The sequence below is a fragment of the Burkholderia sp. Cy-637 genome (assembly GCF_011753175.1).
Lineage (GTDB): Bacteria > Pseudomonadota > Gammaproteobacteria > Burkholderiales > Burkholderiaceae > Burkholderia > Burkholderia gladioli.
Genome location: NZ_VWWC01000054.1, coordinates 25,765 through 38,992, shown reverse-complemented (window position 1 = coordinate 38,992; position 13,228 = coordinate 25,765). Strand labels below are relative to the sequence as shown.

The following is a 13,228-nucleotide window of genomic DNA, read 5'->3' as shown; positions in this document are numbered from 1 at the left end:
GCCGCAGCCGAAGCCGCCGCGGCCCGCCCCGCGCGCGCGACGCCCGGCGCGCGCTTCGCCGCATGGTAAAATCGCCTGCTTCGCGTCCGTGGCCCGGCCAGGGCCGCGCCGATCCCGCCGCCCCCGATGCGCGCGGGCGGGACGCGAAGCCGGGACATCTCGCGGCGGCGCCATCGGGCGCCCCGCAACACATCGCTTAAGACATGCCCGCCGCACGGCGCGGGTGACGGAGAACTGGTATGGCTGGTCATTCCAAATGGGCCAACATCAAGCATAAGAAGGCAGCGGCCGACGCCAAGCGCGGCAAGGTCTGGACGCGCCTGATCAAGGAAATCCAGGTGGCGGCCCGCCTGGGCGGCGGCGACGCGAGCTCGAACCCGCGCCTGCGCCTGGCGGTCGACAAGGCGGCCGACGCCAACATGCCGAAGGACAACGTCAAGCGCGCGATCGATCGCGGCGTGGGCGGCGCGGACGGCGCGAACTACGAGGAAATCCGCTACGAGGGCTATGGCATCGGCGGCGCGGCGATCATCGTCGACACCATGACCGACAACCGCGTGCGCACCGTCGCGGAAGTCCGCCACGCGTTCTCGAAGTACGGCGGCAACATGGGCACCGACGGCTCGGTGGCCTTCATGTTCGATCACGTCGGCCAGTTCCTGTTCGCCCCCGGCACCTCGGAAGACGCGCTGATGGAAGCCGCGCTCGAGGCCGGCGCCGACGACGTCAACACCAACGAGGACGGCAGCATCGAGGTGCTGTGCGACTGGCAGGAATTCTCGAAGGTGAAGGACGCGCTGGAAGCGGCCGGTTTCAAGGCCGAGCTGGCCGAGGTGACCATGAAGCCGCAGAACGAGGTCGAGTTCAGCGGCGACGACGCCGTCAAGATGCAGAAGCTGCTCGACGTGCTCGAGGATCTCGACGACGTGCAAGAGGTCTACACCAACGCGCTCATCGTCGACGAATGAACGCGAACCGGTCCGTCTTTCGCGTGAAAGGCGGCCACCGCCAGGTTCCGCGGCCGGCCCGCTCGACGCGCGCCGGCCGCCCTATTTTCTAGTCTGCGGGGAATCCCATGAAACTACTCGTCGTCGGTTCCGGCGGCCGCGAACATGCGCTCGCCTGGAAGCTCGCCCAGTCGCCGCGCGTTCAGACCGTCTACGTTGCGCCCGGCAACGGCGGCACCGCGCAGGATGCGCGCCTGAAGAACATCGAGCTGAGCTCGCTCGACGATCTCGCCGATTTCGCCGAGAACGAGCAGGTCGCCTTCACCCTGGTCGGCCCGGAAGCGCCGCTGGCGGCCGGCATCGTCAACCACTTCCGCCAGCGCGGCCTGAAGGTGTTCGGCCCGACCAAGGAAGCGGCGCAGCTCGAGAGCTCGAAGGACTTCGCCAAGGCGTTCATGAAGCGTCACGGGATCCCCACCGCCGAATACGAGACCTTTACCGAGGCGGCCGCCGCGCATGCCTACATCGACGCCAAGGGCGCCCCGATCGTGGTCAAGGCCGACGGCCTGGCCGCCGGCAAGGGCGTGGTGGTGGCGATGTCGCTGGACGAGGCGCACGAGGCGGTCGACATGATGCTGTCGGGCAACAAGCTCGGCGACGCCGGCGCGCGCGTGGTGATCGAGGAATTCCTCGACGGCGAGGAAGCCAGCTTCATCGTGATGGTGGACGGCAAGCATGCGCTGGCGCTGGCCTCCAGCCAGGACCACAAGCGCCTGCTCGACGGCGACCGCGGCCCCAACACGGGCGGCATGGGCGCCTACTCGCCCGCGCCGATCGTCACGCCGCAGATGCACGCGCGCGTGATGCGCGAGATCATCATGCCGACCGTGCGCGGCATGGAGAACGACGGCATCCGCTTCACCGGCTTCCTCTACGCCGGCCTGATGATCGACAAGGACGGCAATCCGCGCACGCTGGAATTCAACTGCCGGATGGGCGACCCGGAAACCCAGCCGATCATGGCGCGCCTGAAGAGCGATTTCTCGAAGGTGGTCGAGCAGGCGATCGCCGGTACGCTCGACACGGTCGAGCTCGAATGGGACCGCCGCACCGCGCTGGGCGTGGTGCTGGCCGCGCATGGCTACCCCGACGCGCCGCGCAAGGGCGATCGCATCAACGACATCCCCGAGGAAAACGGCCATTCGGTCACCTTCCACGCGGGCACCAGCTTCGACGGCGACAAGCTGGTCACCTCGGGCGGCCGCGTGCTGTGCGTGGTGGGCCTGTCGGACTCGGTGCGCGGCGCGCAGCAGGCCGCCTACGACGCGATCAACCAGATCAACTTCGAAGGCATGCAGTACCGCCGCGACATCGGCCATCGCGCGCTGAACCGCAAGCAGGGCTGAGGCCCGAGCGCGCCGCCCGGCATCCGTGCCGGGCGGCGTTTTTCATGGCGCGCCGCGCGCGCCTGGCCGCTGCCGGCGGAAGGTCTACAATCCGGCAATCGATATCCGCGCCGCATCGTCCGCGCCCCCTTTCCGAAGCCATGAGCACCGATTCGACTTTCGACACGCAGCGCGTACGCGCCTATCTGGAAACGCTGCAGTCCCGCATCGCCGACGCGCTCGGCGCCTTCGACGGCACGCCGCTGGCCACGCACGCGTGGCGGCGCGGGCCCGAGGAGCGTCTGCGCGGCGGTGGTTGCACGCGCATCCTCGAGAACGGCGCGTTCTTCGAGCGCGCGGGAATCGGCTTCTCGGACGTCTCCGGCGACGCGTTGCCGCCCTCGGCGAGCGCGGCGCGCCCGCAACTGGCCGGGCGCGGTTTCGAGGCGCTCGGCGTGTCGCTGGTGCTGCATCCGCGCAACCCGCATTGCCCGACCGTGCACATGAACGTGCGCATGTTCGTGGCCACCAAGGCCGGCGAGGCGCCGATCTTCTGGTTCGGCGGCGGCATGGACCTCACGCCCGTGTACGGCTACGAGGAGGACGCGCGCGACTTCCACGCGGCCTGCCGCGATGCGCTGGCGCCGTTCGGCGGCGAGTACTACCCGCGCTTCAAGAGCTGGTGCGACGAGTATTTCTTCCTCAAGCACCGCAACGAGACGCGCGGCATCGGCGGGATCTTCTTCGACGACCTGTCGGAGCCCGGCTTCGAGCGCTCGTTCGAGCTGATGCAGGGCGTGGGCGACGCCTTCCTCGCCGCCTACCTGCCGATCGTCGAACGCCGCCGCGACACGCCCTATGGCGAGCGCGAGCGCGAGTTCCAGGCCTACCGGCGCGGCCGCTACGTCGAGTTCAACCTGGTGTTCGATCGCGGCACCCTGTTCGGCCTGCAAAGCGGCGGGCGCACCGAGTCGATCCTGATGTCGATGCCGCCGCTGGCGAGCTGGCGCTACGACTGGCAGCCCGAGCCGGGCACGCCGGAGGCGCGCCTGTACAGCGATTTCCTGGTGCCGCGCGACTGGCTGTGAGCCGCTCGCCCGTTCCCATGGAAAGCCCTGACCGAAAAGGACCCGTTCTGGATACCCAGGCTCGACCGACTCCCCTGCCGCGCCGGATCGGCATCCTCGGCGGCACCTTCGACCCGATCCACGACGGGCATCTCGCGCTCGCGCGTCGTTTCGCCGAGGTGCTGGGGCTGACCGAGCTGGTGCTGATGCCGGCCGGCCAGCCTTACCAGAAGCGCGACGTGTCGGCCGCCGGGCACCGGCTGGCGATGACGCGCGCCGCGGCCGCCTCGCTGGCCCTGCCCGGCACGCAGGTGACGGTGGCCACCGACGAGATCGAGCACGAAGGCCCGACCTATACCGCCGAGACGTTGCTGCGCTGGCGCGAGCGGGTCGGCCCCGAAGCCTCGCTGTCGCTGGTGATCGGCGCCGACCAACTGGTGCGGCTCGATACCTGGCGCGACTGGCGGCGCCTGTTCGAGCTGGCTCACCTGTGCGTGGCCACGCGGCCCGGCTTCGAGCTGTCGGCGGCGCCGCCCGTGGTGGCCGCCGAAATCGCCGCGCGCCGCGCCGAGGCGGCCGAGCTGCAAGCGAGCCCGGCCGGGCGCGTGCTGGTCGATACCACGCTCGCCTTCGATATCGCCGCCACCGATATCCGCGCGCATCTGCGCGAATGCATCGCGCGTCGCGCCCAAGTCCCTGACGCGGAGGCCGAACACGTGCCCTCCACCGTCTGGGCCTATATTCTTCAACATCGTCTCTACCATCCCTGATATGGATATCCGCAAACTGCAGCGCGTGATCGTCGACGCCCTCGAAGACGTCAAGGCGCAAGACATCAAGGTGTTCAACACCAGCCACCTGACCGAACTGTTCGACCGCGTGATCGTCGCCAGCGGCACCTCGAACCGCCAGACCAAGGCGCTCGCCTCCAGCGTGCGAGAGAAGGTCAAGGAAGCCGGCGGCGACGTGGTCAGCTCCGAAGGCGAGGACACCGGCGAATGGGTGCTGGTCGACTGCGGCGACGCCGTGGTTCACATCCTCCAGCCGGCCCTGCGCCAGTACTACAACCTGGAAGAGATCTGGGGCGACAAGCCGGTGCGCCTGAAGCTCGGCGGCAGCGGCCCCGCGCGCGCCTCGGAAGCCGACGAGGAGGAGGACGGCGAAGAAGCCGCGCCGGCCGCCCGCCCGGCCCGCAAGACCGCCGCGCGCCGTCGCTGAAGCCGTGCCGCCGATCCCGGTCCTTGCCTCCGAAGCAGGCCTGAAGCCATGAAGCTGCACATCGTCGCGGTCGGCCACAAGATGCCCGGCTGGGTAGCCGACGGGTTCGACGAATACGCCAGGCGCATGCCGCCCGAGCTGCGCATCGAACTGCGCGAGCTCAAGCCCGAGCTGCGTTCGGGCGGCCGCGGCGCCGAGAGCGTGATGGCCGCCGAACGCGTCAGGATCGAGGCCGCGCTGCCCAAGGGCGCGCGGCTGGTCGCGCTCGACGAGCGCGGCCGCGACTGGACCTCGATGCAGCTCGCCCAGGCGCTGCCGGGCTGGCAGCAGGACGGCCGCGACGTGGCCTTCGTGATCGGCGGCGCCGACGGGCTCGATCCCGAGCTCAAGGCCCGCGCCGACCTGCTGCTGCGGATCTCCAGTCTCACGCTGCCGCACGGCATGGTGCGCGTGCTGCTGGCCGAGCAGCTTTACCGCGCGTGGAGCATCACGCAGAATCACCCCTACCACCGCGCATGACGCGCCGCGTTCGCGCGCCGTCATGTGCCCCAACGAGAACCATGACGATGTCCGACCGCCTCCTGCCCGATTCGACCTACCCGTTCGTCTATCTCGCCTCGCAGAGCCCGCGCCGGCAGGAGCTGCTGCGCCAGCTCGGCGTCGCCTTCGAGTTGCTGCTGCCGCGTCCCGACGAGGATGCCGAGGCGCTCGAGGCCGAGCTGGCCGGCGAGGCGGCCGACGACTACGTGGTGCGCGTGTGCTCGGCCAAGGCCGACGCGGCGCGCGCGCGGCTGGTGACCAGCGCGCTGCCGGCCGCGCCGGTGCTGGTGGCCGACACCACGGTGACGATCGACGGCAAGATCCTCGGCAAGCCCGCCTCGGCCGACGAGGCGCTGGCGATGCTGGCGCGCCTGGCCGGCCGCCGGCACGAGGTGCTGACCGCGCTGGCCGTGGTCGATGCCGAGGGCAAGCCGCTGATGCCGGCGCTGTCGCGCTCGGTGGTGCAGTTCGCGGCGGTCGGCGCCGAGGCGCTGGCGCGCTACGTGGCCAGCGGCGAGCCGTTCGGCAAGGCCGGTGCCTATGCGATCCAGGGCCGGGCCGCCGAGTTCGTCGAGCGAATCGACGGCTCGCATTCCGGTATCATGGGTCTGCCCCTTTTTGAGACCGCCGCGCTGCTGCGCGCGGCGCGCGTCGCCTTCTGAGCCCACCATGAACGAAGAAATCCTGATCAACATCACACCGCAGGAAACGCGGGTCGCGCTCGTGCAGCAAGGCGCGGTGCAGGAGCTTCACGTCGAGCGCACGCTCTCGCGCGGCCGCGTCGGCAACATCTATCTCGGCAAGGTGGTGCGCGTGCTGCCGGGCATGCAGTCGGCCTTCATCGACATCGGCCTGGAGCGCGCCGCCTTCCTGCACGTGGCCGACATCTGGCAGCCGCGCCTGCCGGGCGACACGCACAACAGCACGCCGCACCAGCCGATCGAGAAGACCGTGTACGAGGGCCAGACGCTGATGGTCCAGGTGATCAAGGACCCGATCGGCACCAAGGGCGCGCGGCTCTCGACCCAGGTCAGCATCGCCGGGCGAACGCTGGTCTACCTGCCGCAGGAACCGCATATCGGCATCTCGCAGAAGATCGAGAGCGAGGCCGAGCGCGAGGCGGTGCGCGCGCGCCTGACCGCCGTGATCCCGGCCGAGGAGAAAGGCGGCTACATCGTGCGCACCATCGCCGAGGACGCCACCGGCGAGGAACTGGGCGCCGACGTCACCTACCTGCGCAAGACCTGGGCGACCATCGTCGCGCAGGCGCAGCGGCTGCCGCCCACCAGCCTGCTCTACCAGGATCTCGACCTGGCGCAGCGCGTGTTGCGCGATTTCGCCAACGACGACACCTCCAAGATCCAGGTCGATTCGCGCGAGACCTTCGCGCGGCTGTCGACCTTCGCGCGCGAGTTCACGCCGGCGGTCAGCGCCAGGCTGCACCACTACACGGGCGAGCGGCCGCTGTTCGATCTCTACAACATCGAAGCCGAGATCCAGCGCGCGCTGTCGCGGCGCGTCGACCTGAAGTCGGGCGGCTACCTGATGATCGACCAGACCGAGGCGATGACGACCATCGACGTCAACACCGGCGGTTATGTCGGCGCGCGCAACTTCGACGACACCATCTTCAAGACCAATCTCGAGGCCGCGCATACCATCGCGCGGCAGCTGCGGCTGCGCAACCTCGGCGGCATCATCATCATCGACTTCATCGACATGGAGAACGCCGAGCATCGCGACGCCGTGCTCGGCGAGCTGAAGAAGGCGCTGTCGCGCGATCGCACGCGCGTGACGGTAAACGGCTTCTCGCAGCTCGGGCTGGTGGAGATGACGCGCAAGCGCACTCGCGAATCGCTCGCGCACGTGCTCTGCGAGCCCTGCCCGGTGTGCCAGGGCAAGGGGCAGGTGAAGACGCCGCGCACCGTCTGCTACGACGTGCTGCGCGAGATCCTGCGCGAGTCGCGGCAGTTCAATCCGCGGGAGTTTCGCGTGATTGGCTCGCAGCAGGTGATCGATCTGTTCCTCGACGAGGAATCGCAGCATCTGGCGATGCTGATCGACTTCATCGGCAAGCCGGTGTCGCTGCAGGTGGAATCGAACCTGAGCCAGGAGCAGTACGACATCGTGCTGATGTAGGGTTCGGATTCGCCTCGGACACAAACGCGCCTCCACCTCGAATGACGAGCTGGAGGCGCGGTTACATGAGCGTAGCGATGATGCGCGAATCAAATCGGCTCATCGATATTCGGTTGCGTCGGCGGAGCAAAAGCGCTTTTCGTTCGCCGAGTCAAACAGCCACGGCATTCATATCGCGTGCCCGGCACGCCTGATAAATAGAGAAATAGACAAGCTTGAGGGCGGACAATAACGCCCCCTGCAGCACTGGTACATTCGCCCCGACATTCCAAGGAGAGGGCCAAGTACCATGGGATTTGCATTTATCCGCGAAGGCGACGCGAGCTCGCACGGCGGTCGCGTACTGGCGTGCGACCCGACCAACACCGACGACGGCAAGCCCATCGCGCTGATCGGCGACATGGTGTCCTGCCCTCGTTGCGGCGGCATCTTTCCGATCGTGCGGGTGAAGACCGAACTGCGCATGAGCTTCAACGGTCGAGCCGTCGCCAGCGAAGGCGACATGACGGCTTGCGGTGCAACGCTCATTGCGTCGCAAAGCAACGCGACAGCGTCGCCTGCCACTTCCAGCGCATCGGGCTCGATAGGAGGCGGGGTCAGTGTCCTGCTCCGATCCTCCGCTTCGAACGAGGCCGGCCCTCACCGTGGTCGCTTCCTGGTCGTCGACGATGATACGGGCGAGCCAATCGCAAACTACCTGTATATCGTCAGCAGTTCCGATGGACAAGTCATCAACGGGGCCACCGATGCCAACGGGTACACCGACTGGCTCGATTCGAATACAGAGGTGTCGCTGAAGTTCCAGCACGCGAGCCCGGCATGACGGCTGACTCGCGAGACACCCACTCCGGCTCGACAAGACCGAGGACAGGACCGGGACATGGTCGAACCAACACGATACGCGCGCGCCGGGACTCCCTCGATCCTCGGGACAGGCAGGTGCTGTGCGCTGTCGTATGCAAGTGCGACGCGGTGCCGTCGATCGGTCTTGGCGGCCAGCGGCTCAAGCAGCAGTGTGTCAGCGGCAGGCTCAAGGTCGCTGATGCGATGAGTGATTATCGGAGCCCTTACAAGGCAGAGATCAACTACGACATGTCCCGCGATCCCCCGGCACCAATCATGGATTCCGGGATGTCAACAAAGGCGCACGCCTATCTTCCCGGCTGGATTCGGAAACATTGGGCCGGCGGATTGGGCGGCTATACGCCAGGCATCGGGAATATTCGCCGTCCAGATGTCGTGATAGTCAACGATGCCTCGCTCGCCCCGATCCAGGGCAACATAAAGAGCGTGGTCGAAATCAAGTTTCCACCGGATCGTCACAGCCGGAAACAGCAAGACGCTTATGCGAGAATCGCCGGAAGTTCGAACAAAGTCGCGCTAATGGATCCGGCCGATTGTGGCTGTTCAGACAGTGAACGCACCGAATCAGCACAATCCACAAATCGTGCAGCCTTGTCAGAGGCCGATGATGTATTTGAGCAGGGCGCCGCAAGAGCAATGCTTGGTGTCCCGCCGCCGATGCCTCCCGCTCCCGTCACCTTGCCATAACGGCCATCCAGTCATGCAGACAAGCAAGGAACTTTTGTCGCGCGCTCAAGCGCTATCGAAATTCGGAATGCTGCCCTACGCGCTCTTCGAGCCTCGCTATGCGCACGAGGGCATCGGCGCCGCGCTCGCGGTGCGTGCGCTCCTGTACTTCAAGGACGGTTACACGAGCGGAAAACGGCAAGCCATTGCAGCCATGTTCGACGCCTACCTTGCTCTCGCCCGCCAAGCCACGGCAAGAGAGGACATGGCCCCTATCACCTGGCTCTGGTTCAACGAAAAGCGTGTATCGCGATTCGAGAATGCCCCCTCGCTTTGGAAACTTGAAAAAAAGACGGGGGAAAACGAAGGATTTGATGCGTGCTATGTCGGCGGCGAAACAGCACGTGATGCGTCGTACTTCGAATTCACAACGTTCTGCCTCGAAAAATTCCAGGCGGATCTAGGCACGCGAGGGCTGGATGTCGCCGTATTCAGCCTGCCCGCTCCATTCGTCCGCGAAAACCCCGCCGAGTTCGTGTCGCTCTTCCAAACGATGGCGACAGCGCTTGACGCGGTGCATGGACGTGCCGGGCTGGCGATAAACCTGTCCCCTACCGGCCGCACGGAAAACGAGAGCAGCGAATATTATCTGGCGCGACGGCTTGGCTTGGGCGTCGACATCGGCAATCCGATTGCAATGGAGGTCCGGGACCTCACCGGCAGCATCAAGACTGTCGACTGGCTCACCCTCATCGACAAGGCAATGCTGGGAAGGGTCGGCGGTGTCGAAGCGCTGAAGTCCGAACTGCCGAAAGACTGGTTCGACCTGGTGCCGTGCGCCCAAGGATGGATGATCCGTGCTGGCGTGACCCCCGAAGCCTGCGCAGGACACGAGGATCCAGCCATGTCCGCGCCGCCCGCCTACGTCGTGCTCAATGCCGCGCTCCGCCCTCTTGTCGCCGAGACCGTCTCGATTCTTCAGCACGGCACGATCAACGGCGACACGTCCGTCTATAACTCGGTCACCAGCAGCAACGCATGGCTGCGCCGCTTCGACGTATCGGCCGATCAGCTTCTCGCCGCAAAAGCGGCCGTACTCGACACGCCGAAGCTGCCGTCTCCATAGCAGCGAGGCGTCGCAGGAGAACACGCGCCCGCCCGCGCCTCACCCATTCATCATCCGATCAAGCTGCGCCCCCACCCACGAGCGATCGAAGCGCCCCTCGGCGATCGACTTCAGCGCCGCTTCCTCCTTGGCCGCCTGCCTGCGCGCCCCCTCGATCACCGCCGCCACGTCCGACGGCGCGATGGCCAGCACGCCATCCTGGTCACCGACCACGATATCCCCCGGGTGCACCACCATCCCGCCGACGCTCACCGGCACGTTGATCTCGCCCGGCCCGTTCTTGTACGGCCCGCGATGCGTCACGCCTCGCGCGTAGACGGGGAAATCGCGCTGGCCTATCGACGCCACATCGCGAATCGCGCCGTCGATCACCAGCCCCTGCACGCCGAGCCGCTGCGCGAAGCTCGCCATGATGTCGCCCATCAGCGCCTGCGTGAGCTCGCCGGCGCCGTCGATCACCAGTACGTCGCCGGGACGGCAATGATCGAAGGCGCGATGGATCGCGAGATTGTCGCCGCCGCGCGTGCGCACCGTGACCGCCGTGCCGGCCATCGCCCTGGGCCGGTGGAACGGACGCAGCCCGGTCGCGCCGCTGGCACGGGCCATGTTGTCGCTCAACAGCGATACCGCCAGCCCGCGCAGGGCCTCGAGCGTGGCGGCACTCGCCTGGGCCGCCGATTCGTATTCGCGCCATCCGACCGGATTCATGCCACTGCTCCCTGGTTCGATCCCTGTCGTTCGAGCTGGGCCGACAAACGCCCGTAAACAGCGCGTGCATTGCCCTCGAAGATGCGCTGTCGATCTTCCTCGTCGAGCCATTCGATCGCGTCGATATAACGGCGCGTGTCGTCGAAATGGTGGCCGGTTTCGGGATCGATGCCCTGCACCGCGCCGATCGTCTCGGAGGCGAACAGGATGTTCTTCGCCGGGATCACCTTGGCCAGCAACTCGGCACCGGGCTGGTGGTAGACGCAGGTATCGAAGAACACGTTGTTCAGCAGATGCTCGCCGAGCAGCGGCCGCTTCATGTCCTGCGCCAGCCCGCGATAACGTCCCCAGTGATACGGCACCGCGCCGCCGCCGTGCGGGATGATGAACTTCAGCGTCGGGAAATCGGCGAACAGGTCGCCCTCCAGCAATTGCATGAAGGCGGATGTGTCGCCGTTGAGATAATGCGCGCCGGTCGCATGGAAGTTCGGATTGCAGGACGACGACACGTGGATCATCGCCGGCACGTCGAGCTCGACCATCGCTTCGTAGAGCGGATACCAGGAACGATCCGTGAGCGGCAGCCCGGACCAATGGCCGCCCGACGGATCGGGATTCAGGTTGCAGCCGACGAAACCCATCTCGAGCACGCAGCGGCGCAGCTCGGCGATGCAGTTCTCCGGGCCCGTGCCGGGCGCCTGCGGCAGTTGGCAGACACCGATGAAATTGCGCGGAAACAGTTCGCAGACGCGATGCACGAGTTCGTTGCAGGCGCTCGACCACACGGCGTTGGCCTCGGCCGGCGCGAGATGATGGCCCATGCCGGCCGCGCGCGGCGAGAAGATCGTGAGATCGGTGCCGCGTTCGCGCTGGATGCGAAGCTGCCCGCCCTCGATGCTTTCGCGAATCTCGTCGTCGGAGATGACGGGGCGCGCGGGCGGCGCAAGGCCGTCCCTCAGCGCGGCGATCTGCTTCGCGCGCCATGCCTCGTGCTGCGGCGGCGAGGTGGTGTAGTGACCGTGACAATCGATGATCATGCTGGGTTTCCGTGTCATTGCGTTTGGGTTCAGGTGTGGGCGGCGCGATCGGCCGCGTGCAGCGACGCGCCGTCCCCGCCCGTGGGTTTGATCCGCATCAGGAGGGCGATCAGGGTCGCCACCGCGAGAAAGGCCGCGATGCTCAGCAAGGCGAGCTTGAAATTGCCCGTCGCGTTGCGCACCAGGCCGATGCTCCAGGGCCCGACCAGCCCGCCGAACTGGGCGATCGTATTGATCAGCGCGATGGTCGCCGCGCCGGCCGCGCCGGTCCGGAACGACGAGGCGAGGCTCCAGAACAGCGGATTGCCCGCGTAGATGAAAAAGCCCGTGACACACAGCAGCGCATAGGAAAGCACCGGATTCGGCGCGTAGGCGCTACCCGCGATGGCCAGGGCGCTCATGCCGTAGACGAAGGCGAGATGCTTCCTGCGCTCGCCGCTGCGATCCGAGCTGCGGCTGATGAGGAAGGTGCCCAGCACGCCCAGCAGCGGCGGCGCGGCCGACAGGAAGCCGACCTCGATATTGCTCAGCTGCCCGAAGCTCTTGATGATCTGCGGCAGCCACAGAAAGAGCCCGTAGATGCCGACCAGCGCGCAGCCGAACAACCCGGCGAGGCTCCATACGCGGGCGTCCCCCGCCACGCGCAGCAGCGGGACATGGCCCGCGCCGCCGAGGGCCGCGCGCTCGCCCGCGAGCGTCGTCTCCAGCCAGCGCTTCTCGTCGTCGGCAAGCCAGCGGGCATCGGCGGGACGCTCGGTCATGATGCGCAGGGTGAGCAGCCCCAGCAGCATGGCCGGGATGCCCTCGAGGATGAACATCCACTGCCATCCCTGCAGGCCGAGCACGCCGTTGGCATAGGTCATCAACGCCGTCGAGAGCGGGCCGCCGAGCACCGCCGAAAACGAGCCGGCGATGATGTAGCCGCCCACCGCGCGCGCCCGATAGCGCACCGGGAACCAGTTCGTCAGGTACACCGCTATGCCGGGCAGGAAACCCGATTCCATGATGCCGAGCAGGGCGCGCAGCACGTAGAAGCTCCTGGCGTCGAACACGAAGGCGGTGGCGGCGGCCACGGCGCCCCAGGTGAGCAGGATCCGCGCGATCCAGCGGCGCGCGCCGACGCGATGCAGCAGCAGGTTGCTCGGCACTTCGAGCAGCATGTAGCCGACGAAGAACATGCTGCCCGCCAGGCCGAACACGGCCGGGCTGAATCCCAGCGCCTTGTTCATGTCGAGCGCCGCGAAGCCGATGTTGATGCGATCGAGGTAGTTGAAGAACATCATCGCGAAAAGCAGGGGCATCAGCCGCCTGTACACCTTTCGCATGGTCGCTGCTTCGTCGAATGGGCTCATGCCGTCTCCATGTTCTTTTCATCGAATCGCGAGGGCTCTGCGGCCCTGCTCGATACACGGCCTGCGCCGTTTTCCGGCTCGGGCCGGGCGCATCTGCGATGCATGCCGGCGCCGGGCACGAAAATCGATGATAGGAAGCATGGCGGCCCGCGTCCAAGACGCGTTCCTTATGCTTTCAT

General features: G+C 66.9%; 14 protein-coding genes. 11 read left to right on the top strand and 3 right to left on the bottom strand.

The features are described 5' to 3' along the window. Positions 1-239 precede the first annotated feature (239 nt). The 11 genes from F3J10_RS16510 (at position 240) to F3J10_RS16460 (ending at position 9,952) form a co-directional block, all read left to right on the top strand. Positions 240-968, top strand: a complete 729-nt coding sequence (locus F3J10_RS16510; RefSeq protein ID WP_166913824.1) for a YebC/PmpR family DNA-binding transcriptional regulator — start codon at positions 240-242, stop codon at positions 966-968. A gap of 107 nt (positions 969-1,075) precedes the next feature. Further along, positions 1,076-2,353, top strand: a complete 1,278-nt coding sequence (purD, locus tag F3J10_RS16505; protein WP_017920323.1) for a phosphoribosylamine--glycine ligase — start codon at positions 1,076-1,078, stop codon at positions 2,351-2,353. A gap of 140 nt (positions 2,354-2,493) precedes the next feature. Further along, positions 2,494-3,420 (top strand): oxygen-dependent coproporphyrinogen oxidase, encoded by a 927-nt coding sequence (gene hemF, locus F3J10_RS16500; RefSeq protein ID WP_025096495.1) that lies wholly within the window; start codon positions 2,494-2,496, stop codon positions 3,418-3,420. Between the two features lie 17 nt (positions 3,421-3,437). After that, positions 3,438-4,169: a nicotinate-nucleotide adenylyltransferase gene (locus tag F3J10_RS16495; RefSeq protein ID WP_043277823.1), complete on the top strand. Its 732-nt coding sequence runs from the start codon at positions 3,438-3,440 to the stop codon at positions 4,167-4,169. Between the two features lies 1 nt (position 4,170). Then, the gene (gene rsfS, locus F3J10_RS16490) at positions 4,171-4,617 is read left to right on the top strand and encodes a ribosome silencing factor (protein ID WP_013698913.1); all 447 of its coding nucleotides are present in this window, start codon (positions 4,171-4,173) and stop codon (positions 4,615-4,617) included. A 48-nt stretch (positions 4,618-4,665) separates the two neighbouring features. Next, positions 4,666-5,136 carry a 23S rRNA (pseudouridine(1915)-N(3))-methyltransferase RlmH gene (rlmH, locus tag F3J10_RS16485; protein WP_025096497.1) on the top strand — a complete coding sequence of 157 codons (471 nt, stop codon included), beginning with the start codon at positions 4,666-4,668 and terminating at the stop codon, positions 5,134-5,136. 41 nt (positions 5,137-5,177) lie between these two features. Then, positions 5,178-5,819 carry a Maf family protein gene (locus F3J10_RS16480; RefSeq protein ID WP_036035491.1) on the top strand — a complete coding sequence of 214 codons (642 nt, stop codon included), beginning with the start codon at positions 5,178-5,180 and terminating at the stop codon, positions 5,817-5,819. Between the two features lie 7 nt (positions 5,820-5,826). After that, positions 5,827-7,296 (top strand): ribonuclease G, encoded by a 1,470-nt coding sequence (gene rng / locus F3J10_RS16475; RefSeq protein ID WP_025096499.1) that lies wholly within the window; start codon positions 5,827-5,829, stop codon positions 7,294-7,296. 289 nt (positions 7,297-7,585) lie between these two features. After that, complete coding sequence (locus tag F3J10_RS16470; RefSeq protein ID WP_167242495.1) at positions 7,586-8,119, top strand: PAAR domain-containing protein; 534 nt, start codon at positions 7,586-7,588, stop codon at positions 8,117-8,119. Between the two features lie 116 nt (positions 8,120-8,235). Then, entirely contained in the window at positions 8,236-8,847 is a 612-nt protein-coding gene (locus F3J10_RS16465; RefSeq protein WP_345791213.1) for a VRR-NUC domain-containing protein, read from the top strand. A gap of 13 nt (positions 8,848-8,860) precedes the next feature. After that, a complete protein-coding gene (locus F3J10_RS16460; RefSeq protein WP_167242493.1) occupies positions 8,861-9,952 on the top strand; it encodes a type VI immunity family protein in 1,092 nt (363 codons plus the stop codon). A gap of 39 nt (positions 9,953-9,991) precedes the next feature. Here F3J10_RS16460 and F3J10_RS16455 read toward each other — a convergent pair whose 3' ends face one another. From F3J10_RS16455 to F3J10_RS16445, 3 genes are read right to left on the bottom strand one after another with little or no spacing between them, the layout of a single operon-like run. Further along, on the bottom strand, positions 9,992-10,660 hold the full coding sequence (locus F3J10_RS16455; protein WP_167242492.1) for an RraA family protein: 669 nt from the start codon (positions 10,658-10,660) through the stop codon (positions 9,992-9,994). Next, positions 10,657-11,697, bottom strand: coding sequence for an amidohydrolase family protein (locus tag F3J10_RS16450; RefSeq protein WP_167242491.1), 1,041 nt, complete (start codon positions 11,695-11,697; stop codon positions 10,657-10,659). Before F3J10_RS16450 ends, F3J10_RS16455 begins: the two co-directional genes overlap by 4 nt. A 29-nt stretch (positions 11,698-11,726) precedes the next feature. Continuing rightward, positions 11,727-13,049: an MFS transporter gene (locus tag F3J10_RS16445; RefSeq protein ID WP_167233492.1), complete on the bottom strand. Its 1,323-nt coding sequence runs from the start codon at positions 13,047-13,049 to the stop codon at positions 11,727-11,729. Positions 13,050-13,228: the final 179 nt, after the last annotated feature.